We start from the raw sequence: 25,411 nt of genomic DNA on the forward strand, positions 1-25,411 counted from the left end.
TCGTGTCCGCGTCTCACGGGCGCAGGGCGGTCGTCGCCCTGTCTCGCAGGGTGAGGTCGCGGTGGGTCGCGGCCGCCCTCCATCCGTCGCGAGTGAGGATGCTGCGAATCTCCTCGCCCTGCAGTTCGCCGTGCTCGATGACCAGCAATCCGCCCGGATGCAGCAGCTCGAGGGCGCGCACGCTCAGGACCCGGACGATGTCGAGCCCGTCTTCTCCCCCGTACAGCGCCATCGACGGATCGAAGAGGCGCACCTCGGGATCGCGGGGAACAGCGGCGTCGGGGACGTACGGCGGATTGGAGATCACGACCGACGCCGTTCCGTCGAGTTCGGGGAATGCGTGCGCCAGGTCCTCATTCACCAGGGTGAGGTTGGCCACACCCGCTGTGTTCCGCACCGCCCACGGATAGGCGTCGGACGAGAGCTCTGTCGCGAAGACGCGCGCATGGGGCACTTCGGTGGCCATGGCGAGAGCGATCGCGCCACTGCCGGTACCGAGGTCGATGCCGATCGGCTCCGGTTGCGGGGAGCCCAGGAGTGCGTCGATCGCATACTGGACGACGGTCTCGGTCTCGGGCCGAGGCACGAAGACCCCCGGTCCCACCGCGAGCTCCAGATGCCGGAACGGCGCGGTTCCGGTGATGTGCTGCAGTGGTTCCCGCGCGGCGCGGCGGATGACCAGGGCACGCAGCGACTCTGCATCCGCCTCGCCCACCGCATCGCCGCGGATGATGACGGCCTGCACCTCGCCCCGTCGCAGTCCGAGGACGTGACCGGCGAGCAGCTCGGCATCGACGAGGGGATCCGTGACGCCCGCATCGGCGAGCTGTCGGGCCGCGGCATGCACGACGGAGGCGAGGGAGAGATCGGGCATGGATCCAGCGTAGAGCGCGGCAGGTGTCATATTGCCCACCCCTCCAGGACCCTCGCATAGGCTGGAGCGCGCAGTCCCCCCGCACAGGAAGGCTCTCCCCATGCCCGGAATCCACTCCGACATCACCAGCGCGTTCGGCAACACTCCCCTGGTCCGCCTGAACCGCGTCACCGAGGGCCTCGGCGCCACCGTGCTGGCCAAGCTCGAGTTCTACAACCCGGCCTCGAGCGTCAAGGACCGGCTCGGCATCGCGATCGTCGACGCCGCAGAGGCATCGGGCGAGCTGAAGCCCGGGGGCACGATCGTCGAGGCGACCAGCGGCAACACCGGCATCGCGCTGGCGATGGTCGGCGCCGCGCGCGGATACAAGGTGATCCTCACGATGCCCGCGTCGATGTCGAAGGAACGGCGCATGCTCCTCAAGGCGTTCGGCGCCGAACTCGTCCTCACCGACCCCACCAAGGGCATGACGCATGCGCTCGCTGAGGCGGAGGACATCGCCGCCCGCACGCCGGGTGCGGTGTTGGCGAAGCAGTTCGCCAACGAGGCGAACCCCGCGATCCACCGCAAGACCACGGCCGAGGAGATCCTCCGCGACACGGAGGGCTCGGTCGACTACCTCGTCGCCGGCATCGGCACCGGCGGAACCATCACCGGCGTCGGCCAGGTGCTCAAGGAGCGCGTCCCGGGCGTGCAGATCGTCGCCGTCGAACCCAAGGATTCCCCGATTCTCACCGAGGGACACCCTGGACCGCACAAGATCCAGGGCATCGGACCGAACTTCGTGCCCCCGATCCTCGATCGCGATGTCCTCGACGAGGTCATCGACGTCACCTTCGACGACGCCATCCGTGTCGCACGTGAGACCGCTCGCAAGGAGGGGATCCTCGTGGGCATGTCCAGCGGCGCCGCGATCTGGGCCGCTCTGGAGGTCGCCCGCCGCCCCGAGGCTGCGGGAAAGACCATCGTCGTCATCATCCCCTCGTTCGGCGAGCGATACCTCTCGACAGCTCTGTACGAAGACCTCCGCGAAGGCTGATCCGCTCGATGGGCATGATCGGTCGAATGCGCGAGGACGTCGCGGCAGCCCGCCTTCGTGACCCCGCGGCGCGCAGCAACGCAGAGGTGGCGCTGCTGTATCCGGGGCTGCACGCGATCTGGGCGCATCGCGTCTCGCATGCGCTCTGGCGCAGACGGCTGCGCCTCGTGGCTCGAGCCACCTCGCAGATCTCGCGGTGGGTGACCGGCATCGAGATCCACCCGGGGGCGCGGATCGGCCGTCGCTTCTTCATCGACCACGGTATGGGAGTGGTCATCGGCGAGACGGCCGAGATCGGCGACGACGTGATGCTCTATCACGGGGTCACACTCGGGGGCCGCACGCGAGACTCCGGTAAGCGGCACCCCACTCTCGGCAACGGCGTCGCCGTCGGCGCGGGAGCGAAGATCCTGGGGCCGGTCACGATCGGCGAGGGATCGGTGGTCGGGGCGAACGCCGTGGTGACCCGTGACGCGCCGGCCGACAGCATCCTCGTCGGTGTGCCGGCGAAGCCGCGGGCACGGATCATGGGTGAGGACACCAGAGCCGTGCTCGCCGCACCGGACTACTCGATCTGACGCTCTCGCGAGGGCCTCACGCGCCGCGGCGCGAACGGACCTTGTCGACCTTCTTGCGCAGGAAGATCAGCGGCAGCAGCACACTGCCCAGCGCTGTGATGAGCCAGACGATCACGGATCCGAGCAACCAGCCCGTGAGATCGACGATGCGCAACCCGCCGATCGGCAGCAGGACGACGATGACGAGGGAGATCAGCGTCGAGAAGATCCCGATGCCGCCCATCAGGACCGGCGCGTAGCGATCGGCCATCCTGCTGACCCAGGGTGCGAGCACGCTCTGCAGGATCGCGAAGATCACGATGCAGACCACGAATCCCCACCACTTGTCCCACTCGATCTGGAAGCCCTCGAGCACGAGATCGGCGACGATCAGGCCGAGGCCTGCAGACACGAGATACATGAGCGCGCGGAACAGAAGGGTGATCACGGCCTGAGCCTACCGCTCGCACTGCGCCACGGCTCATGACCGGCGGCGCGTCAACTCAGGAGTCGGAGCCCACCGCTGCGAGTCGCGCCTCTTCGTCTGCCTGGATGGCACTGACGATGATCGGCTCCAGCGCCCCGTCCATCACCTGGTCGAGGTTGTAGGACTTGAAGCCGGTGCGGTGGTCGGCGATCCGGTTCTCCGGAAAGTTGTACGTGCGGATGCGCTCCGAACGATCCATCCCGCGGATCTGCGACTTGCGCGCGTCCGATGCCGCGGCATCCAGCTCCTCCTGCTGCTTCGCCAGCAGCCTCGCGCGCAGAACGCGCATCGCCGCCTCGCGGTTCTGCAGCTGAGACTTCTCGTTCTGCATCGACACGACGATGCCGCTCGGCAGGTGAGTGATACGCACCGCCGAGTCAGTGGTGTTCACCGACTGGCCACCGGGGCCGGACGATCGGAAGACGTCGATCTTCAGATCGTTCTGATTGATGGCGATCTCGTCGGGCTCATCGACCTCGGGGAACACCAGCACTCCGGTGGTCGAGGTGTGGATGCGCCCCTGCGACTCGGTGGCGGGCACGCGCTGCACGCGGTGCACGCCGCCCTCGTACTTGAGGTGCGCCCAGACGCCCTGAGCGGGGTCGGTCGACGAGCCCTTGATCGCGACCTGGACGTCCTTGTAGCCGCCGAGGTCGGACTCGTTGCGCTCGAGCAGTTCGGTCTTCCACCCCTTGGATGCCGCGTACTGGATATACATGCGCAGCAGATCGGCGGCGAACAGCGCCGACTCGGCGCCACCCTCCCCCGCCTTGATCTCCATGATCACGTCGCGAGCGTCATCGGGGTCCCTCGGGATCAGGAGTCGCCGGAGCTTCTCCTGCGCCGACTGCAGGTCTTCTTCGAGCGACGGCACCTCGGCGGCGAACGCCTCGTCCTCACGAGCGAGCTCACGCGCGGCGTCGAGATCTTCGGATGCCGCCACCCACGCCTCGTAGGCCGCGACGATCCTCGACAACTCGGCGTAGCGCCGGTTCACGCGCTTCGCCCGAGCAGCATCGGCGTGCACCGCCGGGTCGGAGAGTTCCTCCTGCACCCGGCGATGCTCGTCGATCAGAGTCTGGACGGACTCGAACACTCCGGCTCCGCTCAGCGGATGTTGCTGTCGTGTCCGTGCGAACCCGAGGGCAGCGTCGGAATCGACTTCTGCATCTGCACGAGGAACTCGACGTTCGAGTGGGTCTCCTTGAGCTTGCCCAGGACCACCTCGAGCGCCTGCTGCTGGTCGAGGCCCGCGAGGGCTCGGCGCAGCTTCCACGTGATCTTGACCTCATCGGTCGAGAGCAGCATCTCTTCGCGGCGGGTGCTCGACGCGTTCACGTCGACGGCCGGGAAGATGCGCTTGTCGGCGAGCTGACGCGACAGGCGCAGTTCGCTGTTTCCGGTGCCCTTGAACTCCTCGAAGATGACCTCGTCCATCTTGGAGCCGGTCTCGACGAGAGCCGTGGCGAGGATCGTGAGGGACCCGCCGTTCTCGATGTTGCGCGCAGCGCCGAAGAAGCGCTTGGGCGGATAGAGCGCCGAGGCGTCGACGCCACCCGACAGCACTCGGCCGGAAGCGGGCGCCGCGAGGTTGTACGCACGGCCGAGGCGCGTGATCGAGTCGAGCAGCACGACGACGTCGCGGCCCAGCTCGACGAGACGCTTGGCGCGCTCGATAGCGAGCTCGGCGACCGTGGTGTGATCTTCTGCCGGGCGGTCGAACGTCGAGGCGATGACCTCGCCCTTGACCGTGCGCTCCATATCGGTGACCTCTTCGGGGCGCTCGTCGACGAGCACGACCATGAGGTGGACCTCGGGGTTGTTCTGTGCGATCGCGTTCGCGATCTGCTGCAGGACGATCGTCTTGCCGGCCTTGGGCGGCGCGACGATGAGGCCGCGCTGTCCCTTGCCGATCGGCGCGACGAGGTCGATGATGCGCTGGGTCAGCTTCTCGGGCACCGTCTCGAGACGAAGACGCTCCTGCGGGTAAAGAGGCGTGAGTTTGCCGAACTCGACGCGGGTCGCCGCGTCGTCGATCGACAGACCGTTGATCGAGTCGACCTTCACGAGAGCGTTGTACTTCTGACGACCCTGCTGCTCGCCTTCGCGCGGCTGCTTGATGGAGCCGACGATCGCGTCGCCCTTGCGCAGGTTGTACTTCTTGACCTGTCCGAGCGATACGTAGACGTCGCTCGGGCCGGCGAGGTAGCCGGTCGTGCGCACGAATGCGTAGTTGTCGAGCACGTCGAGGATTCCGGCGATCGGAACGAGGACGTCGTCCTCGCCGATCTCGGTGTCGAACTCGTCGGTAGGCACACCACCGCGGCGCTTGTTGCGCTGACGGTTGCGGCCGTTGCCACCCTCGTCTTCGGCGGGCGCGTTCTGCTGCTGAGGCTGCTGCTCGCCGCCCTGCGCGGTGCCGTTCTGGCCGCGGCCCCGGTTGCGGCTGCGATTGCGGTTGCGGCCGCGGCCGCCCTGCTCCTCGCCGCCGTCAGCGGAGTCCGAGGAGGAGTCGGCAGCGGGAGCCGTATCGGCCGGAGCAGCGTCGGCGGGCTTCTCGTTCGCAGGAGCCTCGGTCTCGGCCGCAGGCTTCTTCGCCGTGCGGCGTCCACGTCCGGAGGTCTTCTTCGGCTCGTCGGCGGCGCCTGCGGCATCCGCGGAGCCTGCGGTGTCAGTGGCGCCTGCGGTGTCAGCGGCGCCTGCGGTGTCAGCGGTGTCGTTGCCGTCGGCGGTCTTCGCAGCGCGGGCCTTGGCGGACGCTGATGCGGAAGCTGCAGGAGCCTCGGCTGCGGCGGCGGGAGCCTCGGCGGTCTCCGCATCGGCCTTCTTCGCACGACTGCGGCGGGGGGCCTTGGCCTTGGGCGCCGCGTCAGCGGCGGGGGCCTCGGCTGCGGGGGCGTCGGATGCGGGTGCGCTGTCTGCGGATGCTGCGGCCTTCTCCGCCTTCGCGGCGGCGGTCGCGGTGCTCGCTCGGCGCGGGGCGCGCTTGCGGGCCGGTGCAACCTCGGTCGCGGCAGTCGTCGCGGCGTCGGAACTCGCGGCCTGTGCCGGAGCCTCGGCGGCAGATGCCGCCTGGTCGTTCTGGGTCTCGGAGAAATTCTCCACGAGTACTCCCTCTTTGGTCTCGGGGACATGAGCGGCACGCGCACAACGGGTGCTGCGCGCGATCGCACGGACTGACGCTCGGCGCCAGCCAGCCTCTGCACTGGGTTCTCGGAAAGAACAAGGTTCTCGGTGAGAGCAGTGCGACAGGGGTTTGCGTGCGGGTCTTGCAGAGTTGCAATGGGGCCAGATTCACGCAGTCACGTGGAGCCCTCCGCTCGATTCCCCACTGTACCACCACGTACGTCGACCGCGAGCAGCAGCGCGTCCCACGGGGTGTCGGTCGTTGATTCGGCCAGTTCCACGGCGTCCTGACGGCTTCCGGGTCCGTCAGCGAGCACGAGGACGCTCGGGCCTGCACCCGAGACCACGGCGGCGAAGCCCGCCGCGCGGAGTGTCTGAACCAGCCGCTGGGTCTCGGGCATCGCCTCGGCCCTGTAGTCCTGGTGCAGACGGTCGGCCGTGGCGTCGAGCAGCAGCTCGGGACTCTGCGTGAGTGCGGCGATGAGCAGGGCCGAGCGCGAGACGTTGAACACCGCGTCTGCCGTCGAGACGTGAGGGGGCTGCAGTGAGCGCGCCTTCGAGGTCGACATCGTGTACGACGGGACGAGCACGAGCGGGGAGACACCACGGTGCACGAGCAGCTTCTTGTGCTGTGCACCGCGTTCGCCCATCCACGCGATCGTCAGTCCGCCGAACAGCGCGGGCGCCACATTGTCGGGGTGTCCCTCGATCTCGGTGGCGAGACGCAGCATGTCGGTCTCGCTGATCTCGACATCGCCCTCGAGCAGGCCTTTCGCCGCAAGGATGCCTGCGGCGACCGCCGCACCGGAGGAGCCGAGTCCGCGACCGTGCGGAACGCCGTTCTCGGCGACGATGCGCAGTCCCGGAAAGGGCCGGTCGACGTCGGCGTAGACGTGCGCGATCGTGCGGACGATGAGATTCGAGCCGTCGCGAGGAATCTCCCCCGCACCGGAGCCGGTGACCACGATCTCGAGCTCACCGACGGCGAGCTCGGTCACCGACAGAGTGTCGTAGACGCTGAGCGCGAGTCCGAGGGTGTCGAATCCGGGGCCGAGGTTGGCACTGGTCGCCGGGACCGTCACTTCGACCGTGCGCCCCGCTGCCATCGTCACTCGCCTTCCACGCGGAGCACCGAGACGACCCGTTCGACGACAGAGCTGCCGGCGAGTGCATCGACCGTGGCGCTGAGCGCGGCATCCGTGGCCCGATGGGTGCCGATGACGAGACGAGCGGTGGGCTCGTCCTCCCCTTCGACGGTCTGTACGACGGTGGCGACCGAGACCGCTCCGTCGCTCAGGATGCCGGCGACGGTCGCGAGCACACCGGGCGCGTCCGCGACCTCGAGAGTGATCTGGTAGCGGGTCGTGACGTGACCGATCGGCACCACGGGGAGGTTGGCCCTGGTGGACTCCCCCACGCCGACACCGCCGGCGATGTGCCGGCGAGCGGCCGACACGACGTCTCCGAGCACAGCGGATGCCGTCTGCACTCCGCCTGCTCCTGCGCCGTAGAACATCAGCGAACCTGCGGCCTCGGCCTCGACGAAGACGGCGTTGTTGGCGCCGTGCACGGAGGCGAGCGGGTGCGACTTGGGAACGAGCGCCGGGTAGACGCGCACCGAGATCGACTCGGTGCCGTTGGCCTCGATGCGCTCGCATACGGCGAGCAGCTTGATCACGAAGCCGGCTGCTCGTGCCTCCTCGATCATCGAGGCCGTGATCGTCGTGATGCCCTCGCGGTACACGGCGTCGAGCGGAACCGCCGTGTGGAACGCGAGGCTCGCGAGGATCGCTGCCTTCTGTGCGGCGTCGAACCCCTCGATGTCGGCAGTCGGATCGGCTTCGGCATAACCGAGGCGCTGCGCGTCGGCGAGCACCTCGGCGAAGTCGGCACCCTCGGTGTCCATGCGATCGAGGATGTAGTTGGTCGTGCCGTTCACGATCCCCATGATGCGCACCACGCGGTCGCCCGCGAGAGAATCGCGGAGCGGCCGGATGATCGGGATCGCGCCGGCAGCGGCCGCCTCGTAGTAGACGGATGCGCCCACGCGGTCGGCCGCCTCGAACAGCTCCGGACCATGGGTCGCGAGCAGCGCCTTGTTTGCCGTCACAACGTCGGCACCGGAGCCGATCGCCTGGAGAATGCTGGTGCGGGCAGGCTCGATGCCGCCGATCAGCTCGATCACGATGTCGGAGCCGAGGATCAGCGAGTCGGCATCCGTCGTGAACAGCTCCTTGGGCAGGTCGGCCTCACGCGGGGCATCGAGGTTGCGCACCGCGATGCCGGCCAGCTCCAGCGTGGCACCCGCACGGTCGGCGAGTTCGTCGCCGTGTCGCAGCAGGAGGGCGGCCACCTGGGAGCCGACCGCTCCGGCGCCGAGGAGCGCCACCCGAAGTCGTCGGTACTCAGTCGTCATTGCATCTCTCCTTAGGAGGGTTGTTCAGTCGTGCTACGTCGGGGACCGCGTCGTTCGTCGCGCGGATCACCCGTGGTTCTCGGACGCCTCGACCCCGACATCGCGCGACAGGACGTCGGCGATGGTCTCACCGCGGACGATGATCGTCGACCGGCCATCGCGCACGGCGACGATCGGAGGGCGCGGGACGTGGTTGTAGTTGCTGGCGAGCGGCGCGCAGTAGGCACCGGTGGAGGGGACGGCCAGCAGGTCGCCGGGGCACACGTCGGCGGGGAGGTACTCGTGGTCGACCACGATGTCGCCGGACTCGCAGTGCTTGCCGACCACCCTGCTGAGCTGCGGTGAGCCCGTGCCGAGCCGCGAAGCGAGGCGAGCCGAGAACTGCGCTTCGTAGAGCGCTGTCCTGGCGTTGTCGCTCATGCCGCCGTCGACGCTGATGTACCGCCGCGTGGCTCCGGTGTCGAGCGCGACGTCTTTGGTGGTGCCGACCTCGTAGATCGTCACCCCTGCGGTGCCGACGATCGCTCTGCCGGGCTCGAACGACAGAGCAGGCACCGCGATACCGCGGGCGGCGCACCCCTCGGCGACAGCGGTCACGATCTCACCCGCGAGCGTCTCGATGGGTGTGGGATCGTCGACGCTCGTGTAGGCGATGCCGAACCCTCCGCCGAGATTGAGCTGAGGGACCGCTCCACCCTCGAGCAGTGCGGCGTGCAGTTCGAGCACGCGCGAGGCCGACTCGCGGAAGCCCGCGACGCCGAAGATCTGCGATCCGATGTGGCAATGGAGCCCGGCGAACTCGAGGCCGGGGATCTCGCGGATGCGGGCCACGGCCTGCTCGGCGTCGGGCAGCGGGAAGCCGAACTTCTGGTCCTCGTGGGCCGTCGCAAGAAAATCATGGGTCTCGGCGTGCACGCCGCTGATGACCCGCACCAGCACCCGCTGCACAGTGCCGGTCCTGGCGGTGATCGCCGCCAGACGCTCGATCTCGACCGCGCTGTCGACGATGATCGTGCCGATGCCCACGTCGACGGCGCGCTCGAGCTCAGCGACGGACTTGTTGTTCCCGTGGAAGCCCAGGGATGCCGGAGAGACGCCCGCGGCGAGCGCGACCTCGAGTTCGCCGCCGGTGCACACGTCGATGCGGAGTCCCTCGTCGATCACCCACCGCGCGATCGTCGTGGTCAGCAGCGCCTTGCCCGCGTAGTAGACCTGGACGGTCGTTCCGTGGTCGGCCGCAGCCGTGTCGAAAGCAGAGCGGAAGGCGCGAGCTCGAGAGCGCACCTCGTCCTCGTCGATCACCAGCAGCGGCGTGCCGTACGTCTCGGCCAGAGCGGTCGCGGTGATCCCGGCGATCTGCAGAGCTCCGTCGTCACCGCGAACTGCGGATGCCGGCCAGACAGCGGCGGGAAGATCATTCACGTCGTCGGGCACGACGAGCCATTCCGGGGCGAGCGAGTCGGCAGGGGAAAGCAAGGAACACCAATCGTGGGACGAGTCTCGGGCGGATGCGCGCACTGCGAGGTTGCCCCCGATTCTAGGGCACGGTGCATGCCGCGTCAGTCATGGTGACGCTCGGCGTCAACCCCCTGCAGACACTTTCCGCGACTCGTAAGGTGGTGGAGATGAGCACCGAATCCGCAGCACCCGATGCCGCCCGCCCTGGCCTGATCGCGCGCGTCAGCACTGCGACGATCCGGTGGGCTCTGACACGTCGACCGGTACGGGCCTTCCTGCTCTACTCCGAGCGCCGCGGACCCATGCTGGCCGACAGCGTGACGTACCGTGCGCTGTTCAGCGTGTTCGCCGCCGTTCTGCTCGGCTTCTCGATCGCTGCGCTGTGGCTCGCCGGCAACCCCGATGCCTGGGACGCGATCATCTCCGCGGTCCAGGCCGTCGTGCCCGGCCTCATCGGCGAGAACGGGGTGGTCAACCCCGATGACCTCAAGGAACCGATCTCACTGTCGATCGCCGGCGCCGTCTCGACGATCGCTCTGATCGGCTCGGCGCTCGGGGCCGTGGGGTCGCTGCGCACGGCCGTGCGCGTCCTCGCCGGGACCGCGCACGCCGACGTGCTGTTCATCTGGGTCATTCTCCGCAACCTGCTGCTCGCGGTCGGTGTCGCCGTGCTGTTCGTCGCGGCAGCGGCCGTCACCTTCGCCGGCCGGCTCGGAATCACCTGGATCAGCGGTGTGCTCGGTCTCTCCGAGGATTCACCCGTCGCGTCCTGGGGCATCCGGATCATCTCGCTCCTTGTCGTGCTCGCGCTCGACACCGTGCTCATCGCAGGGGTGTTCCGACTGCTCTCCGGTCTCCGTCCATCGGGGCGCTCTCTCTGGATCGGAGCACTCATCGGGGGCATCGGACTGCTCGTGCTGCAGGAGCTCTCCGGGCTGTTCATCGGAGGCGCGACGAGCAATCCGCTGCTCGCATCCTTCGCCACGCTGCTCGCGCTGCTGATCTGGCTCAACCTGTCGACCCAGGTCATCCTGGTCTCCTGCGCCTACATCGTCACGTCGGAGGAGGAGCGCACAGACCGCGTGCATGCCCGGTTCGGCGCGACGACCTTCCCGCAGCGACGCGTGCAGCGCGCCGAGGCCGAGGTCGCGCTCGCGACGTCGGAGCTTCGCGCAGCGCAGAAGGCCGAGCGGGAGGCCCGCCTGGGTTCCGACGACGACTGAGCGTCACCCCTGAGGGCAGGTGCCCTTCTCGAGCAGGCTCTCATCGGTCGCGATGGCACCGTCGACGTCGACGTCGATCACCGCCTCGGTTCCATCGATCTCGAGGTCGGTGAGTGCGATGCCGGCGGGCAGCTGATCGGCGATGCAGATGCGCTGTGTCTCGGTGAGCCGTTCTCCCAGCGCTCCGAGGGTGAAGCCGACCTGATCCGCATCGACCTCGAGTCCGCCGATCGTCAGCCCGACAGGGGTCAGTTCGAGGTCTCCCTCTGCGACGCCGGGAGTCACCGTCAGGGAGATCGGGATCGCGATGCCCAGCACGCTCACGGAGCCGGCGACGGTCGCGTTCGGCGCCTCGAGAGTGACCGTGTCGATCGGCAGGTCTGTGTTCGAGAGCAGAGCGGTGAACTGCGATTCGTCGATGCGGATGGTGCCCGACGCGTCACGCAGATCGCCGCCGCGCAGCGGGACACCGGTGGCAGTGACGTCGACGGCGCCGGTGATCCCTTCGAGAGTCACGGAATCAGTGGAGAGGTGCAGGCGGTCGAGCGTGCCACCGATCAGCTGAGGCAACAGGATGCCGTCGGCCTCGACCGCGAGTTTCTGGTCAGCGGGAAGGTCGAGCTGCTCGATAACGATCCCCCGCACCGTGCCGGGCAGGACCGCCCGCGCGATGAACTCCGCCGCGACGACGACAGCGGCCAACACCACGATGACGATCAGCAGCACCCACGGCCAGCGTTTGCGCGTGCGTGCGGGTGACTCGACACCGTCGACAGATGCACCGTCCTTTCCGCCGGGGATCACGAGCGTCGGATGCTCGGAATCCGCAGCGGGGTAAGGAAGGGTGTGGTTGTCGTCGCTCATGCTGCCATCCTGCCCTACGGCGTCCGACGGCAGGAGGAATCACATGCGCTCTGGCGCAGACACTCCGAGCAGGTCGAGCCCGTTGCGGAAGACCTGCCCCGCGGCGTCGTTCAGCCACAGCCGCGTGCGGTGCACCGTCTCGACGGGGTCGTCGCCCTGCGGGATGACCCGACAGTTGTCGTACCAGCGGTGGTACAGGCCCGCGAGCTCCTCGAGGTAGCGCGCGACGCGGTGGGGCTCACGCACCTCTGCGGCGAACGCCACGATGCGCGGGAACTCCTGCAGCGCGCCGAGCAGGGCGCTCTCTGTCTCATGCGTGAGCGTCTCGGGTGCGAACTCCGAACGATCCACTCCGGAGTCGGCGGCGTTGCGCGCGACGTTGTGCGTGCGGGCATGCGCGTACTGGACGTAGAACACCGGGTTGTCGTTCGTGCGCTTCTGCAGCACGTCGAGATCGATGTCGAGGTTCGAGTCAGTCGAGCTCCGCGTCAGCGCATACCTGGCCGCATCCACGCCGACGATCTCGACGAGGTCCTCGAGCGTCACCACGGTGCCGGCACGCTTCGACATGCGCATCGGCTGGCCATCGCGAACGAGATTCACCATCTGCCCGATCAGGATCTGCAGATTGACGTTCGGCTCATCTCCGAAGGCCGCGCACATCGCCATGAGGCGCTGGACGTAGCCGTGGTGATCGGCGCCGAGCATGATGATGCACCGGTTGAAACCGCGCTCGCGCTTGTTGAGGTAGTAGGCGAGGTCGCCGGAGATGTACGCGGGCTGTCCGTCGGACTTCACGACGACCCGATCCTTGTCGTCTCCGAACTCCGTCGTGCGCAGCCACAGCGCCCCGTCGGCCTCGAACATGTGTCCCAGTTCCTGCAACCGCGAGATCGCGCGCTCGACTGCCCCCGACTCGTGCAGGTCGTTCTCGTGGAAGTAGACGTCGAAGTCGACGCCGAACTCGTGCAGGCTCGCCTTGATCTCGTCGAACATGAGGTTGACGCCGTAGGCGCGGAAAGCCTCCTGGAGGTCTTCCGGTGACAGTGTCGAGAGGTCGCCGTCATACGCAAGCTCGACGCGCTTCGCGATGTCGAGGATGTACCCGCCGCCGTAGCCGTCTTCCGGAGTCGGCTCCCCCAGGTGCGCAGCGACGAGGCTGCGGGCGAAGCGATCGATCTGTCCGCCGTGATCGTTGAAGTAGTACTCGCGGGTGACTCGCGCACCCTGGGACTTGAGCATGCGGGCCAGCGAGTCGCCTACGGCCGCCCAGCGGGTGCCTCCGAGGTGGATGGGACCGGTGGGGTTCGCGGATACGAACTCAAGATTGATCGACTCATCTGCACGCGAATCGTTGTGCCCGTACTCTGTGCCCGCCTCGACGATCACCTTCGCCAGGGCGCCGGCGGCAGCCGCATCGAGGCGGATGTTGATGAATCCGGGGCCCGCGACCTCCGCGCTCTGCACGCCGTCGACCTGCGCGAGCCCGTCGGCGATCTGCTGCGCGAGCTCACGCGGGTTCGTGCCGAACGGCTTCGCCAGGCGCATCGCGATGTTCGATGCCCAGTCGCCGTGGTCGCGGTTGCGGGGGCGCTCGAAGACGATGTCCGAGGCGGTGAGCGCGAGCGGCTCGCCAGGACGTCGTTCCTCGGCGATCGGTGCGAGGACGGCGAGGAGGGCTGTGGCGAGCGTTTCAGGGTTCATAGGCCTCCCAGTTTACGGCGCGTCACGCGCCCGAATTTGCGAGGGCGAGATCGTGATCTACAGTCATGCCATGAAGGACGCATCCGCCCGTCGTCGACTGCCCACAGCAGGCCTCGCCGTCGCCGTGATCCTGGCGCTCGCCGCAGTCGTCCTCGGCGTCTGGCGCCCGTGGGTCCCGATGCCCTCCTCGGCCGCCGTCAGTGCCGAGGCAAGTGAGCAGGAAGCAGTCGAGATCGCGCCTGCCCCGCTGCTCCTTCCCGAGCATCCGACCGTTCTCGTCTTCGGCGATTCCTGGACGTACGGCTCGGCTGCTGCCGACCCGACCCTCGGCTATGCGTATCGGCTCGCTGACCTGATCGATGGCGAGACGATTGTCGACGGCGTCCGCGGTAGCGGCTACCTCAAGCCCGGCCTCGACGGCCCCGCCTTCGGCGAGCGCATCGCCGCTCTGGATCCGACGCTCGCCCCCGACCTGATCGTCCTGCAGGGATCGATCAACGATCGGACTCAGGGCGAGGCCGGGTACAGAGAAGCCGTCACGGCCGCCTGGGACACGATGGCGGCGAAGTATCCGGAGGCGACGATCGTCATTCTCGGCCCGGCGCCGCACGAGTTGCCCGTGGGTGCTGAGACCGCTCGCATCGACGCCGATCTCGGCGAACTCGCCGCCGCTCGCAGCTGGTGGTACATCTCCCCCATCGCGCAGGACTGGATCACCGACCAGAACTATCTGTCGGTCATCGACGTCGAGGTGGGCCGCAAGCATCCGTCGACCGACGGCCACCGCTACCTGGCCGAGAAGCTGGCCACGGCACTCGGCGAACTGGGCGACGCGCCGGTGACCGAGGCCAGTGAGTCGGAGACCACTCCCGAGCAGTGATATTGTCGATCGGTACGCCTCCGTAGCTCAGTGGATAGAGCGCCGGTTTCCGGTACCGTAGGTCGCAGGTTCGACTCCTGTCGGGGGCACACAAGGGATAGATGCGGAACGAGTCTCGAGTCGTCCGCAGGATTCCGCATCGCGAAGAGCCGCCTGGTTTCAGGCGGCTCTTCGCGTCGATGTGCTCCGGTCGGAGGGATGACCGGGAGCACCGCTCACCGCCTATGATTCGTGAGATGTTGCGCAATCGCCGGCCGAAGGACGTCCACGGTCCCACACGCACCTCTCCCGCTCCGGCCACCGCTGGAGGGCTCTCCCCCAGCCTGCGCGTTCTTCTGGCGCTCGCGGGGGCGACCGTGGCTCTCGCCGGGGTGTACTTCGCCAGAGAGGTGTTCGGGCCCGTCGCGCTCGCGATCGTGATCGTGGTGATCTGCGAGCCCCTCCGCCTACCGCTCGATCGGCGCGGCTGGCCCCGCTGGGCGAGCACGACGGCAGTCATCGCTCTCGCCTATCTGATTCTCGTGGCCATGGGGGCGCTGCTGTGGCTCGCAGGCACGCAGTTCGCTCGATTGATCACCGACCTCGTCTCCGAGGGCGGCCTCACCCGAGCCGCAGATCAGCTCGTCTCGTCTCTGCAGGCGCTCGGGCTGGACGCGGAAGCCTCGGATGCCGCGGCTTCGGTGCTCGACCCGGAGACACTCCTCGGGCTCGTTCGCAGCGTCGGCGGCACGGTGCTCAGCGTGGCGACCGCGCTGTTCTTCGTCTGCGCGTACATCATCTTCATGGCGGTCGATGCTGCCCGCTACCGCCAGGCGCCGGCGCTCTTCGCAGCGACCAAGGGCGCGACGATCGAGCGCATCGTGCGCCTCAACTCCGGCATCCGGAGGTACTACGTCGTGAACGCCACGTTCGGCGCCATCGTCGCGGTCATCGACGGGCTCGCACTGTGGTGGATGGGGATCCCGGTTCCCGTCGTCTGGGCGATCCTCGCGTTCGTCACGAACTTCATCCCGAACATCGGGTTCATCCTCGGACTCGTGCCACCGGCCATCCTCGCGTTCGTCGTCGGCGACTGGCCCCTGCTCCTCGCAGTCATCGCGGTCTACTGCGTGGTCAACGTCGTGCTGCAGGTCCTCGTGCAGCCCAAGTTCGTCAGCGACGCCGTCGACCTCAGCCTCACACTGAGCTTCCTGTCGGTGATCTTCTGGACGTTCATCATCGGACCGCTCGGAGCGATCCTGTCCATTCCCCTGACCCTCCTCGCGCGCACTCTGGTGCTCGATGGCGACCCCAGCACCACGTGGCTCCGATGGCTCTCCGGCGACCGAACAGCGATTCCTCCGGAGCCCCCGTCCTCCGAGGATAGCTCCGACACGCGACCCCGACGCCGGCGTTCCGCACGCGCCGGTCGAGCGACCGACCGCTGAGCAGCGGGCTCCCTCAGTCGGACGCACCGCTCCGAGGCTCTTCACCTGCAGGCGCAGGCTCGTCGTCGCGGCGTGGTTTCGCGCCCGCACCGGAGCCGAGCGAGATCGTCGAGAGCAGACCCAGCGACAGGAACGCTGCCGCGGTCCACGCGGCGAAACGTGTGCCGTCAGAGAAGGCCGCCTTCGCGTCGTCTGCGATCTCGGCGGTCTCAGGCTGAGCCTCCAGCCCGCTGATCGCCGCGCCGGCGCTGTCGACGACGGACGACACGATCTGATCCCGCTGATCCGCCGGAAGCCCCCTCTCGTCGAGTGACGACGCGAGGATCCCGGCCGTGCTCGTGAACAGCACCGTGCCCAGGACGGCGACTCCGAGCGCTGCTCCGAGCTGCCGGGAGGTGGACTGGGTTCCCGACGCCGCGCCGCTGTCGGCGACCGGGACATCGGCGAGCACGACACCCGTCAGCTGAGCGGTGGCGAGGCCGACGCCGAGTCCGTAGACGAAGAGGAACGGGATGAGGGGCACCCACGAGGCGTCGGGTGCGATGACGAAGCCGACTCCGGCGACGCCGACGATCTCGGCCAGGAGTCCCGCTCGCACGACCCAGACCGGTGCGATCTTGCCGCTCGCCGCACCTGCCGCACCGCTGGCGACGAACGACCCGCCGGCAAGGGCGAGCAGCAGCAGGCCGGTCTGCAGCGCATCAAAGCCCAGGACGAACTGCAGCCACAGCGGCAGCGCGAGGATGATGCCGAACTCCCCCAGTGAGACCACCGTGGCGGCGATGTTGCCATTGCGGAACGACGGGATGGAGAACAGACGCAGTGCCAGAAGGGTCGACCTGCCGTGGCGTTCCCGATGCACACCCCACGCGATGAAGGCGACGAGCCCCACGAGAGCCGACGCGAAGGCGAACGGGATCGGAGACACATCCAGCGGCCAGCTCCAGTCGCCGATCTGCGGGCGCTGGTCGACGAGCCACCACCCGTAGGTGCGTCCCTCGATCAGACCGAACACGAGACTCGCCATCGTGATCACCGAGAGGATCGCTCCGACGACGTCGATCTTCATCGCTCGATCGCTGCGCGATTCGGCGACCGTGAGCAGCACACCGATGATGATGATGATCCCCAACGGGATGTTGATGCCGAAGGCCCATCGCCAGGAGAACGCGGTCGTCAGCCATCCCCCGAGCAGCGGTCCCACGGCGGCCATGCCACCGATCGTGGACCCCCACACGGCGAAGGCGATGCCGCGCTCGCGTCCTCGGAACGTCGCATTGATGATCGACAGGGTGGTGGGCAGGATCATCGATCCCCCGACTCCCTGCGCCAGGCGGGCGAGGATCAGCATCCCGCCGTCGGGCGCGAACGCCGCGAGCACCGAGGATGCCGCGAAGACGACGACGCCGATGATCATCACCCGCCGTCGTCCGAGTCGATCCGCCAGACTGCCGAACACCAGGAGCAGAGCGGCGAACACCAGCGTGTACGCCTCCTGCACCCACTGCACCTCGGTGGAGGTGATGCCCAGGTCATCGACGATCGCCGGAATCGCCACATTCACGATTGTCGAATCGACGATGATCAGCGACACGGCGATGCTGATGAAGACCAGGCCCACCCAGCGCAGGCGAATGTAGCGTTCCATGACTACTAGCTTAGCTAGCAATAAGCGAAGTGTGCCTTCTCAGTGGACGACTTCTTCGCTCCCGCCCGGTGCGGCCCTCGCCCGCCCAGGGTGAAGGTGGCTCCGTCTCTCACTCGGCGGGTGTCACGATGAGCCGAGGAACGATCAGTCCTGAGCAAGCGAGACCGAGAGAATCGAGGGCGCGATGAATGAACCCGCACAGCTGCGGTCCTGGCGCACGGGCGCGACGCGCGACGCGATCGAGCGATTCGTCCTGTCCGTCACCGAGGGCCCGGATGCGGTGCCCGTCGAAGAGCGCATCGCCGTCTTCGACAATGACGGAACCCTGTGGGCCGAGAAGCCGATGCCGACGCAGCTTCACTACGTGGTCGAACAATGGCGTGTCGCCGCAGAACTGGACCCCGAGCTCGCTCAGAAACAGCCCTACCTCGCCGCGGTGAGCGGTGATCTCGCCTGGCTCGGAACTGCCATCGACAAGCACTACTCCGGCGACGATTCGGATCTGGCAGTCATCCTCCAGGCGCTCGGCGGGCTGACCGACGGCGTGAGCGTGGAGAAGTACGCCGATTCGGTGAACGAGTTCTTCTCGACCGCGACGCACCCGGTGCTGCAGCGGCCCTACGCCGACGCCGTCTATCAGCCGATGGTGGAGCTGCTCCGCTACCTCGAAGGACATGGCTTCACCTGCTACATCGTGTCGGGGGGCGAGCGCGACTTCATGCGACCCATGACGCAGAGCAACTACGGCATCCCCCCGGAACGCGTCATCGGGTCGGCTTTCGGGCTCGGCTACGACGCGGAGAAGGCCGTGGTGCGGTACGCGCCGTCGTTGGCGTTCTTCGACGACGGTCCGGAGAAGCCGGTCCGCATCTGGAGCAGGATCGGGCGCCGCCCGCTGTTCGCGGCGGGGAACTCCAACGGAGACATCCCGATGCTCGACTTCGCGCGCCGCGGCCCGCGCCCTGGGTTCGCCCTGCTGATCCATCATGATGATGAATCGCGCGGCGACGCTCCCTATGATGCCGGTGCCGAGACGGCACTCGACAGTGCAGCCGACGCCGGATACGTCGTCGCGAGTGTGCGTGACGACTGGGAGAGGGTGTTTCCGGACGCCTCCGGATCCCTGCAGACATGACTCCGGTTCCGCCCGCGCCGCCGGAACGCTTCGTGATCGGCGCCGCATCGCCCCCGGCGGGTGAAGTGTCGGCTGCCTCACGCAGCCGCGATGCCAGCATGGGCACATGAGCGACCATGCCACGCGGCGCGCGCCGCGGTTCCTCCTGCCGAGCGTGGCGGGATACCGTCGCGAATGGCTTGCACCCGACGTCGTCGCCGGTCTCGCAGCCGGAGCCGTGGTGGTGCCTCAGGCGATGGCCTACGCCACCATCGCGAACCTCCCGGTGCAGGTGGGCCTCTACACCTGCATCATCCCGATGCTCGTGTATGCGCTGCTCGGCGGCTCCCGCGCCATGAGCGTGTCGACGACTTCGACGATCGCCACTCTCACGGCCACGACGCTGGTGACCGCATCCGTCGCGTCGAGCGTCGAGGATCCGGCGGGAAGCCTGATGACCCTGGCGATGCTGGTGGGCCTGCTGCTCGTCGGAGCGCGCCTTCTGCGGTGGGGATCGCTGGTCGAGAACATCAGCGCGGCGACGATCCTGGGTGTGAAGATCGGCGTCGGCGGGACGGTCGCGGTGGGGCAGCTTCCGAAACTCCTCGGAGAGACCTCCGAAGTGTCGGGAGAAGGGTTCTTCCGCACCATCGAGGCGGCGATCGCGGCGGCATCGAGCATCGACCTGCCCACCGTCGCGCTCTCGGTCGGGAGCCTGGTGGTCCTCCTCGTGCTGAAGCGATTCGCACCTCGGGTCCCCGGAACCCTCGTCGTCGTGGTCGGCGGAATCGTGCTGGTAGCCCTCGCTGGCCTCGACGAGCGAGGTGTGGCGCTCATCGACCCCGTCCCCTCCGGCCTGCCGACACCGGGCCTGCCCGACCTCACGCAGATCGGTGCGCTGCTCCCGGGCGCCCTCGCGATCGCGGTGATGGTGTTCCTCGAGACCGCGGCAGTCGCGCGCAGCATGCGGCGTATGTCAGAGCCGGCGATCGACGCCGACCAGGAGCTCGTCGCGGTGGGCGCTGCGAACCTCGCCGGCACGTTCTTCACCGTGCTCCCCGCCGCAGGTGGATTCTCGCAGAGCGCTGTCAACCGCGATGCCGGCGCCAGGACGCAGCTCGCGACCCTCGTCACGGTCGCGCTCGCGATCGTGGTCGCGGTCTTGCTCGGGCCGGTGGTCTCGCTGCTTCCCCAGGCGACTCTCGCCGCGGTGGTCTTCCTCGCCGTCGCCGGACTCATCGACATCCCTACGCTCGTGCGCTGGGCTCGCATCAGTCCCATCGACTTCTGGATCGCCCTCCTCGTCGCTGTGCTCGGCTTGACCGTCGGGCTGCTCGCCGCGGTGGCGGCCGGGGTGGCTCTCACGCTGATCCTGGTTCTGCGAGAGCTCAACATCCCGAAGCTCGAGATCGTGGGGGAACGAGACGGGCGCATCGCGATCCACACCGTCCGGGGGCTGTACACCGCCAACGCACTGGCATGCGAGCGGGCGATCATCGAGATAGCGACCACTCGGCCGGAGCCGGTGAGAGTCGTGATCCTCGACGCTCTGCGGCTCGACATCGTGACCATCACGGTGCTCGACATGCTCGAGGACCTCGATCGAGAGCTGTCGGCGACGGGGATCGCGTTGCACATAGCCGCGTTGCCGGAGCGCGCCACGTCGATCGCGGTGAAGACGGAGTGGTACCAGCGCATGATCACGGAGGGCCGCGCGCACGCGAGCGTCGAGGAGGCGTTCACCGCGACAGAAGAGCGGTGAACGCCTCCAGCGCTACTCGCGTGACAGCATCGCTGCGGCCTCGAGTTCGAGGTCGAGATACTGCTCGGCACTCACATCGACGCCGACACCGACAGCTTGCCGCCGCTGAACGGGAACGGCACCCCGTATTGGCTGCTCACCGGATCGGCACTGTCCCATCCGATGCAGAGACCGTCGCCACACAGTGTGAACTTGCCGATCTGGGCGCGCATCGGTCCAGAGGCCACGGCTTGGTCGTCGACGTAGAGTGTTGCGGTGCCGATCGACTCTCCATGCTCGCCGGCTCCCTCCCGCACGAATTCGACGCCGAGCGTGTGCGGTCCAGGAGTCAGCTCGTCGGAGGTGAACGTCTGCTCCGGCGGGATGCCGAGGAAGTTGTAGACATACGTCAGGCGGCTGTCCTTGATGAACAGGGAGTGCCCGCCGAATCTCGATCCGTGGGCGAACAGCACCCCCTGCGCACCTTCATCGAGCACGACATCGGCGATGATCTTGTACGAGCGCCCTCGCACGTTGACTGCGACGCTCTCGGGCACAGCCGCAGTGTCGGGGTAGTAGACGTAGCGCTCGCGCGGCTTCTCGGCCTGAGGCCGATCGATCGTGAGCTGCTCTCTCGCGGATCGGTCGTCCAACGGAAGGACGAAGTTGGCGTCGGCCTCCTCGAACCACGCGGCGATGAGCTCCTGCAGCTTCTCGGGTTCGCTCGCGGCGAGATCGTTCGACTCCGACCGATCGGTGTCGACGTTGTAGAGCTCCCACACGTCGTCCTCGAAGTGCCCTCTGCCGGTGAGCGGCGCGTGCACGGCTGCCGCCTTCCAGCCGTCCTTCCAGATCCCCCGGGTGCCCAGCATCGCGTAGTACTGCGTCTTCTTCTCGGTGGCCGCATCCGGCGCAGCATCGAAGCTGTACTTCATCGACACTCCGTCGAGCGGATGCTGCTGCACGCCCCGGAACGTCTCCGGCATCTCGATGCCGACCACGTCGAGCACTGTGGCGACGACATCGACCGAGTGGTGGTACTGATGGCGCAGCTCTCCCTGCGCCCGGATTCCCTTCGGCCAGTGGATGACCATCGGGTCGCAGGTCCCGCCGGCGAACTGCGAGTAGCGCTTGAACATCTGGAACGGTGTCGAGAACGCCACCGCCCACCCCGTCGGATAGTGGTTGTAGGTGTCGGCGGAGCCGAGGCGATCGAGCATCGCCAGGTTCTCGGCGAGGTCGTCGGGATACCCGTTGAAGAACTTGTTCTCGTTGACCGAGCCGTTGGGCGATCCCTCCCCTGACGCGCCGTTGTCGGCGCAGTAGAAGACCAGCGTGTTCTCCAGCTGATCGCTCTCCTCCAGATAGTCGATGATGCGTCCGACCTGCGCGTCGGTGTACTCGGAGAATCCCGCGAACACCTCGGCGAACTTCGCGAACAGACGTTTTTCGTCGTCGTTGAGCTCGTTCCACGGACGCACCTCGTCGGCGGGGTTCGCCACGTCGTCCGGCAGCGGGTTGATCGGGGTGAGGGCGGTGCCTTCGGGGACCACGCCCTTCTCGATCATCCGAGCGAGAACCCACTCGCGATATGCGTCATAGCCGTCGTCGAACACCCCTTTGTACTTGTCGATGTACTCCTGGGGGGCATGGTGCGGCGCGTGGTTGGCACCGGGGCAGAACCACATGTACCAGGGCTTCGACGGGTTCGACGACTGCTGATTGCGGATCATCCGCAGCGCCTGATCGGCCAGATCCTTCGAGAGGTGGTAGCCCTCCTCCGGAGTCGCCGGCGCCTCGACGAAGTGATTGTCCTCGACGAGGTCGGGATACCAGTTGTTCGTCTCGCCGCCGAGGAATCCGTAGAAGCGGTCGAAGCCCAGCTGGAGCGGCCACATCGAGCGGTTCCCGCCCGGGGCGACGTCCTCCTCCGGCACGTTGTGGTTCTTGCCCACCCAGAACGTCGAGTATCCGTTCTGCTGCAGGACCTGACCTACCGTGGCGCACTCGGCGGGGAGCCGGCCCGCGAACCCGGGGAAACCGTTCGTTCCCTCCATGATGACGCCGGCGCGGTTGACGTGGTGGTTGCGACCGGTGAGCATCGTCGAGCGCGTCGGCGAGCACAGCGATGTGGTGTGCCACTGTGTGTAGGTGAGGCCCGACTGCGCGAGTCGATCCATCGTCGGCATGTTGATGCGGCCGCCATACGGCGACCACGAAGCGAGCCCGGTGTCGTCGTAGAGAACGACCAGCACGTTCGGTGCCCCCTCCGGGGCCACAGGAAGCTCATACGGCGACCAGTCGGGCACCGAATCTCGGACATCCAGTGTGATCTTGCCTGAGAAGTCCGCGTTGAATTCCGATATCATCTCTCCTTCGTCACGCCGCGGGAACCGACCCGTCACGTGCAGAGTAACCACGCCATCCCGCACAGCACCCACAGCCGTCACCCACGAAGGGTGACCCGAGTCATCCGTCGCCGAGCCGCCTTCGCGTCACCTCTGCCAGCGCATTCTGCAGCGCGTCACCGAGACGAGGCTGCTCGACGAAGACGTTCTCCTCTCCCACGACGGCGCGCACCCCCGTGGACGCGAGCTGTGTATGCACTCGCTGCCCGACACCGGCGACCATCAGCGTTCCTCCAGCCGCCCTGAGCTCCTGCGCGTAGGTGCGGATCATCGTGAGGAACGTCACGCCGAGTTCATCCGTGCCCCGCAGCCGGATGATCACGAAGGAGTCGGCCGCATCATCCTCGGGGTCGGGCAGCTGCTGCCGGAATGAGGGCGCAGACGCGAAGAACAGGCTTCCGTATGGAGTGAGCACGACGGTCGCGCCCGATTCGACCGTCGTGGGCGGATCTTGCTCGATGGGGCGCCCGCCCGGTGCGTCGAAGACCCACCGACGCACCCGCACCCGATTCGACTGGCGCGCGATCTGCAGCACGATCGCCAACCCCACACCGGCGATCACCGCGTACTGCAACGGGATGAGGAGGGTCAGCGCGAACGTGACGAGGAAGACGGCGATCTGCACGGCCCCCGTCTTGAAGACCATCACGATCTGCCGTGGCTTGACGGTTCGCACCCCGACCAGGATGAGCAGAGCGGCGAGAGCGGGCATCGCAATGTAGCCGATCAGAGGTCCGAAGAGCAGCACGCTGACGATCATGACGACCGCCGCGACGAGGTTCGCTGTCGCGCTGCGGGCACCGGCGGCGCGTGCGAGGGCCGTCGCCGACATCGACCCGCCCACGGGGATGCCCTGCAGCATGCCTGTGGCGATGTTCGCGATCCCCTGTCCGCGGAAGTCGGTCGACGCATCGGGGTACCGTCCATCCGGATTCGGGATGGATCCCGAGATCGCGGCGCCCTGCACGAGTCCGACCAGAGCGAGCGACAGCGCAGGCACGATGAGGACGAAGAATGTCGACAGGTCAGGCAGGGAGATCGAGGGAAGACTGCGCCCCGCATCCGCCACGTCTCGGATGGTCGCGACCGCGTCGGCCGGCAGCACGACGGCGAGCACGGATCCGACGACGATCGCGACGACCATCGACAGGGCGCCGAGCGGAGTCCGCTCGAGCAGGAGGATCAGCATGATCGTGATCGTGCCGACGAGCACGGACCACCAGCTGATGTGCAGCAGATTCACGAAGATGTCGACGACCCGCAGCAGCCGGTCGTCGGCATCGCTGTCGAACCCCGTGAAGTTCTCGAACTGACTGAGCACGATGTTCACAGCGACCGCGTTCACGAACCCGATCAGCACCGCGGTCGGAATGAACCGCACCAGACTGCCGAGCCGCGCGATGCCGAGGCCGAGCATCAGGACGCCGGTCATGACCGTCAGCATCGCCATCGCGGCCATGCCGTCTTCGCCGTGCACCTCAGGGACATCGGCGATGATCACCGCCATCGCCCCCGTCGCTTGTACCGACATGAACACGGAGCCTGTGGCGAGTGCCCCGGCGAACGTTCCCACGATGTACGCGTTCAAGCCCATCACCGGGTTCACCCCGGCCAGCAAGCCGGACGCGAGCCCGTCGGGAACGCTCTCGACGCCGAGCACGATGCCGGCTTTGAGATCGCCGACGACGGTGCGTCGCGAACCGAACCGACGCCGATAGCGCAGCCACCGCTGACGCAGGTTCACCTCTGCCATGCGACGAGCATCCGATCTCAGATCTTGATCGGGAATGTCAGCACGATCACGACGCCGACGACAGCGAGAACTGCGCTGAGTGCCAGGAACGTCCGGCGACGCCATTCAGCGCTCTGATGCTGCGAGAGAGCGGCGAAGAACAGCACGAGCGCGAACAGCACGGTGAGCAGCGAGTAATCGTCGCCTCTCTGGTTGTTGACGAGCGCCTCATCGAACTTCGCATCGGCACGGGCGTTCAGCTCCGCAGCCTCGACGGCTCCGGGAGGGACGTACTCCTCCATCGCGAAGGGCCCCCGCGAGCCCCTGTCCTCCGCGACCCATGCGTCGAACGCGATCGCGAACTCGGGGGTGAACCGCGCCTCGATGAAACGCACCAGCTCCTGTCTGCCATCAGCCTCGGCGAGCACCCATTCGGTGTAAATGGTGAGGTCGTACTGGCGGGCGGCCTGCGCGGTCGACTCCGCCGAGGCCGCCTGCACGCGCGCACTCGAAGCCTGACTGAAGGCGATCGACATCTCGCCGCCCCACTTCGACGCCTCGAATCCGCACCACGCGGTGATCACCGCGGTGACAGACAGGAGGACGACCGTGACGATGTCGAGGACCTGCCTGGAGCGGGTTCTGTCTGGTGTGGATCCGTCGGTCATGGGCCCATTGTCGACGCGGATCGCGCGCCACGTGCACGCACTCTC

The 25,411-nt window shown here is 67.5% G+C and carries 20 protein-coding genes and 1 tRNA gene; 8 read left to right on the plus strand and 13 right to left on the minus strand.

Annotated elements, in window-relative coordinates:
- Positions 1 to 13 precede the first annotated feature (13 nt).
- Positions 14 to 874 (minus strand): peptide chain release factor N(5)-glutamine methyltransferase, encoded by an 861-nt coding sequence (gene prmC, locus ACIOU8_RS04245; RefSeq protein WP_400786139.1) that lies wholly within the window; start codon positions 872 to 874, stop codon positions 14 to 16.
- A gap of 100 nt (positions 875 to 974) precedes the next feature.
- On the opposite strand from prmC, the gene cysK reads away from it, so the two are divergent.
- Both cysK and epsC read left to right on the plus strand, forming a co-directional pair.
- Positions 975 to 1,913, plus strand: a complete 939-nt coding sequence (gene cysK, locus ACIOU8_RS04250) for a cysteine synthase A (protein ID WP_400786141.1) — start codon at positions 975 to 977, stop codon at positions 1,911 to 1,913.
- Positions 1,914 to 1,921: 8 nt separating this feature from the next.
- Entirely contained in the window at positions 1,922 to 2,491 is a 570-nt protein-coding gene (gene epsC, locus ACIOU8_RS04255) for a serine O-acetyltransferase EpsC (protein WP_400786143.1), read from the plus strand.
- Between the two features lie 16 nt (positions 2,492 to 2,507).
- Here the strand turns inward: epsC and ACIOU8_RS04260 are convergent, their stop codons facing one another.
- From ACIOU8_RS04260 to lysA, 6 genes are all read right to left on the minus strand, one after another.
- Positions 2,508 to 2,918, minus strand: coding sequence for a hypothetical protein (locus ACIOU8_RS04260; protein WP_400786146.1), 411 nt, complete (start codon positions 2,916 to 2,918; stop codon positions 2,508 to 2,510).
- A gap of 55 nt (positions 2,919 to 2,973) precedes the next feature.
- On the minus strand, positions 2,974 to 4,053 hold the full coding sequence (prfA, locus tag ACIOU8_RS04265; RefSeq protein ID WP_290160122.1) for a peptide chain release factor 1: 1,080 nt from the start codon (positions 4,051 to 4,053) through the stop codon (positions 2,974 to 2,976).
- Between the two features lie 11 nt (positions 4,054 to 4,064).
- The gene (rho, locus tag ACIOU8_RS04270; RefSeq protein WP_400786148.1) at positions 4,065 to 6,062 is read right to left on the minus strand and encodes a transcription termination factor Rho; all 1,998 of its coding nucleotides are present in this window, start codon (positions 6,060 to 6,062) and stop codon (positions 4,065 to 4,067) included.
- 197 nt (positions 6,063 to 6,259) lie between these two features.
- Positions 6,260 to 7,189, minus strand: coding sequence for a homoserine kinase (gene thrB / locus ACIOU8_RS04275; RefSeq protein ID WP_400786150.1), 930 nt, complete (start codon positions 7,187 to 7,189; stop codon positions 6,260 to 6,262).
- Positions 7,190 to 7,191: 2 nt separating this feature from the next.
- Positions 7,192 to 8,499 carry a homoserine dehydrogenase gene (locus tag ACIOU8_RS04280; protein WP_400786152.1) on the minus strand — a complete coding sequence of 436 codons (1,308 nt, stop codon included), beginning with the start codon at positions 8,497 to 8,499 and terminating at the stop codon, positions 7,192 to 7,194.
- Positions 8,500 to 8,565: 66 nt separating this feature from the next.
- Entirely contained in the window at positions 8,566 to 9,975 is a 1,410-nt protein-coding gene (gene lysA, locus ACIOU8_RS04285) for a diaminopimelate decarboxylase (protein WP_400786154.1), read from the minus strand.
- 149 nt (positions 9,976 to 10,124) lie between these two features.
- Here lysA and ACIOU8_RS04290 point away from each other — a divergent pair, with 149 nt between their 5' ends.
- Complete coding sequence (locus ACIOU8_RS04290) at positions 10,125 to 11,180, plus strand: YihY/virulence factor BrkB family protein (protein WP_400786157.1); 1,056 nt, start codon at positions 10,125 to 10,127, stop codon at positions 11,178 to 11,180.
- Positions 11,181 to 11,183: 3 nt separating this feature from the next.
- On the opposite strand, the gene ACIOU8_RS04295 is transcribed toward ACIOU8_RS04290, so the two are convergent.
- Both ACIOU8_RS04295 and argS read right to left on the minus strand, forming a co-directional pair.
- Positions 11,184 to 12,044 carry a DUF2993 domain-containing protein gene (locus tag ACIOU8_RS04295; RefSeq protein WP_400786159.1) on the minus strand — a complete coding sequence of 287 codons (861 nt, stop codon included), beginning with the start codon at positions 12,042 to 12,044 and terminating at the stop codon, positions 11,184 to 11,186.
- Positions 12,045 to 12,083: 39 nt separating this feature from the next.
- The gene (argS, locus tag ACIOU8_RS04300) at positions 12,084 to 13,748 is read right to left on the minus strand and encodes an arginine--tRNA ligase (protein ID WP_400786161.1); all 1,665 of its coding nucleotides are present in this window, start codon (positions 13,746 to 13,748) and stop codon (positions 12,084 to 12,086) included.
- 70 nt (positions 13,749 to 13,818) lie between these two features.
- Here argS and ACIOU8_RS04305 point away from each other — a divergent pair, with 70 nt between their 5' ends.
- The 3 genes from ACIOU8_RS04305 (at position 13,819) to ACIOU8_RS04315 (ending at position 16,055) form a co-directional block, all read left to right on the plus strand.
- Positions 13,819 to 14,628: an SGNH/GDSL hydrolase family protein gene (locus ACIOU8_RS04305; RefSeq protein ID WP_400786164.1), complete on the plus strand. Its 810-nt coding sequence runs from the start codon at positions 13,819 to 13,821 to the stop codon at positions 14,626 to 14,628.
- Positions 14,629 to 14,644: 16 nt separating this feature from the next.
- Positions 14,645 to 14,717 (plus strand) — tRNA-Arg (locus tag ACIOU8_RS04310).
- Between the two features lie 147 nt (positions 14,718 to 14,864).
- The gene (locus tag ACIOU8_RS04315; protein ID WP_400786167.1) at positions 14,865 to 16,055 is read left to right on the plus strand and encodes an AI-2E family transporter; all 1,191 of its coding nucleotides are present in this window, start codon (positions 14,865 to 14,867) and stop codon (positions 16,053 to 16,055) included.
- Positions 16,056 to 16,068: 13 nt separating this feature from the next.
- Here ACIOU8_RS04315 and ACIOU8_RS04320 read toward each other — a convergent pair whose 3' ends face one another.
- Entirely contained in the window at positions 16,069 to 17,703 is a 1,635-nt protein-coding gene (locus ACIOU8_RS04320) for an MFS transporter (protein WP_400786170.1), read from the minus strand.
- A gap of 184 nt (positions 17,704 to 17,887) precedes the next feature.
- Between ACIOU8_RS04320 and ACIOU8_RS04325 the strand changes: the two genes are divergently transcribed.
- Positions 17,888 to 18,838, plus strand: coding sequence for an HAD family hydrolase (locus ACIOU8_RS04325; protein ID WP_400786173.1), 951 nt, complete (start codon positions 17,888 to 17,890; stop codon positions 18,836 to 18,838).
- Between the two features lie 106 nt (positions 18,839 to 18,944).
- A complete protein-coding gene (locus ACIOU8_RS04330) occupies positions 18,945 to 20,579 on the plus strand; it encodes a SulP family inorganic anion transporter (protein ID WP_400786175.1) in 1,635 nt (544 codons plus the stop codon).
- A 71-nt stretch (positions 20,580 to 20,650) separates the two neighbouring features.
- Here ACIOU8_RS04330 and ACIOU8_RS04335 read toward each other — a convergent pair whose 3' ends face one another.
- From ACIOU8_RS04335 to ACIOU8_RS04345, 3 genes are all read right to left on the minus strand, one after another.
- Positions 20,651 to 22,927 (minus strand): arylsulfatase, encoded by a 2,277-nt coding sequence (locus tag ACIOU8_RS04335; protein WP_400786177.1) that lies wholly within the window; start codon positions 22,925 to 22,927, stop codon positions 20,651 to 20,653.
- Between the two features lie 100 nt (positions 22,928 to 23,027).
- Entirely contained in the window at positions 23,028 to 24,719 is a 1,692-nt protein-coding gene (locus tag ACIOU8_RS04340) for a SulP family inorganic anion transporter (protein ID WP_400786179.1), read from the minus strand.
- 17 nt (positions 24,720 to 24,736) lie between these two features.
- Positions 24,737 to 25,366 (minus strand): hypothetical protein, encoded by a 630-nt coding sequence (locus ACIOU8_RS04345; RefSeq protein ID WP_400786181.1) that lies wholly within the window; start codon positions 25,364 to 25,366, stop codon positions 24,737 to 24,739.
- Positions 25,367 to 25,411: the final 45 nt, after the last annotated feature.

Source organism: Microbacterium sp. NPDC087589 (genome assembly GCF_044743635.1).
In the GTDB taxonomy this organism is placed as follows: Bacteria; Actinomycetota; Actinomycetes; order Actinomycetales; family Microbacteriaceae; genus Microbacterium.

What these genes read in the sequence shown, in the direction of transcription:
- prmC (WP_400786139.1), bottom strand. Translation starts at nt 874, where the DNA reads ATGCCCGATCTCTCCCTCGCCTCCGTCGTGCATGCCGCGGCCCGACAG.
- cysK (WP_400786141.1), top strand. Translation starts at nt 975, where the DNA reads ATGCCCGGAATCCACTCCGACATCACCAGCGCGTTCGGCAACACTCCC.
- epsC (WP_400786143.1), top strand. Translation starts at nt 1,922, where the DNA reads ATGGGCATGATCGGTCGAATGCGCGAGGACGTCGCGGCAGCCCGCCTT.
- thrB (WP_400786150.1), bottom strand. Translation starts at nt 7,189, where the DNA reads ATGGCAGCGGGGCGCACGGTCGAAGTGACGGTCCCGGCGACCAGTGCC.
- ACIOU8_RS04280 (WP_400786152.1), bottom strand. Translation starts at nt 8,499, where the DNA reads ATGACGACTGAGTACCGACGACTTCGGGTGGCGCTCCTCGGCGCCGGA.
- ACIOU8_RS04290 (WP_400786157.1), top strand. Translation starts at nt 10,125, where the DNA reads ATGAGCACCGAATCCGCAGCACCCGATGCCGCCCGCCCTGGCCTGATC.
- ACIOU8_RS04295 (WP_400786159.1), bottom strand. Translation starts at nt 12,044, where the DNA reads ATGAGCGACGACAACCACACCCTTCCTTACCCCGCTGCGGATTCCGAG.
- argS (WP_400786161.1), bottom strand. Translation starts at nt 13,748, where the DNA reads ATGAACCCTGAAACGCTCGCCACAGCCCTCCTCGCCGTCCTCGCACCG.
- ACIOU8_RS04305 (WP_400786164.1), top strand. Translation starts at nt 13,819, where the DNA reads ATGAAGGACGCATCCGCCCGTCGTCGACTGCCCACAGCAGGCCTCGCC.
- ACIOU8_RS04315 (WP_400786167.1), top strand. Translation starts at nt 14,865, where the DNA reads ATGTTGCGCAATCGCCGGCCGAAGGACGTCCACGGTCCCACACGCACC.
- ACIOU8_RS04320 (WP_400786170.1), bottom strand. Translation starts at nt 17,703, where the DNA reads ATGGAACGCTACATTCGCCTGCGCTGGGTGGGCCTGGTCTTCATCAGC.
- ACIOU8_RS04325 (WP_400786173.1), top strand. Translation starts at nt 17,888, where the DNA reads ATGAATGAACCCGCACAGCTGCGGTCCTGGCGCACGGGCGCGACGCGC.
- ACIOU8_RS04330 (WP_400786175.1), top strand. Translation starts at nt 18,945, where the DNA reads ATGAGCGACCATGCCACGCGGCGCGCGCCGCGGTTCCTCCTGCCGAGC.
- ACIOU8_RS04335 (WP_400786177.1), bottom strand. Translation starts at nt 22,927, where the DNA reads ATGATATCGGAATTCAACGCGGACTTCTCAGGCAAGATCACACTGGAT.
- ACIOU8_RS04340 (WP_400786179.1), bottom strand. Translation starts at nt 24,719, where the DNA reads ATGGCAGAGGTGAACCTGCGTCAGCGGTGGCTGCGCTATCGGCGTCGG.
- ACIOU8_RS04345 (WP_400786181.1), bottom strand. Translation starts at nt 25,366, where the DNA reads ATGACCGACGGATCCACACCAGACAGAACCCGCTCCAGGCAGGTCCTC.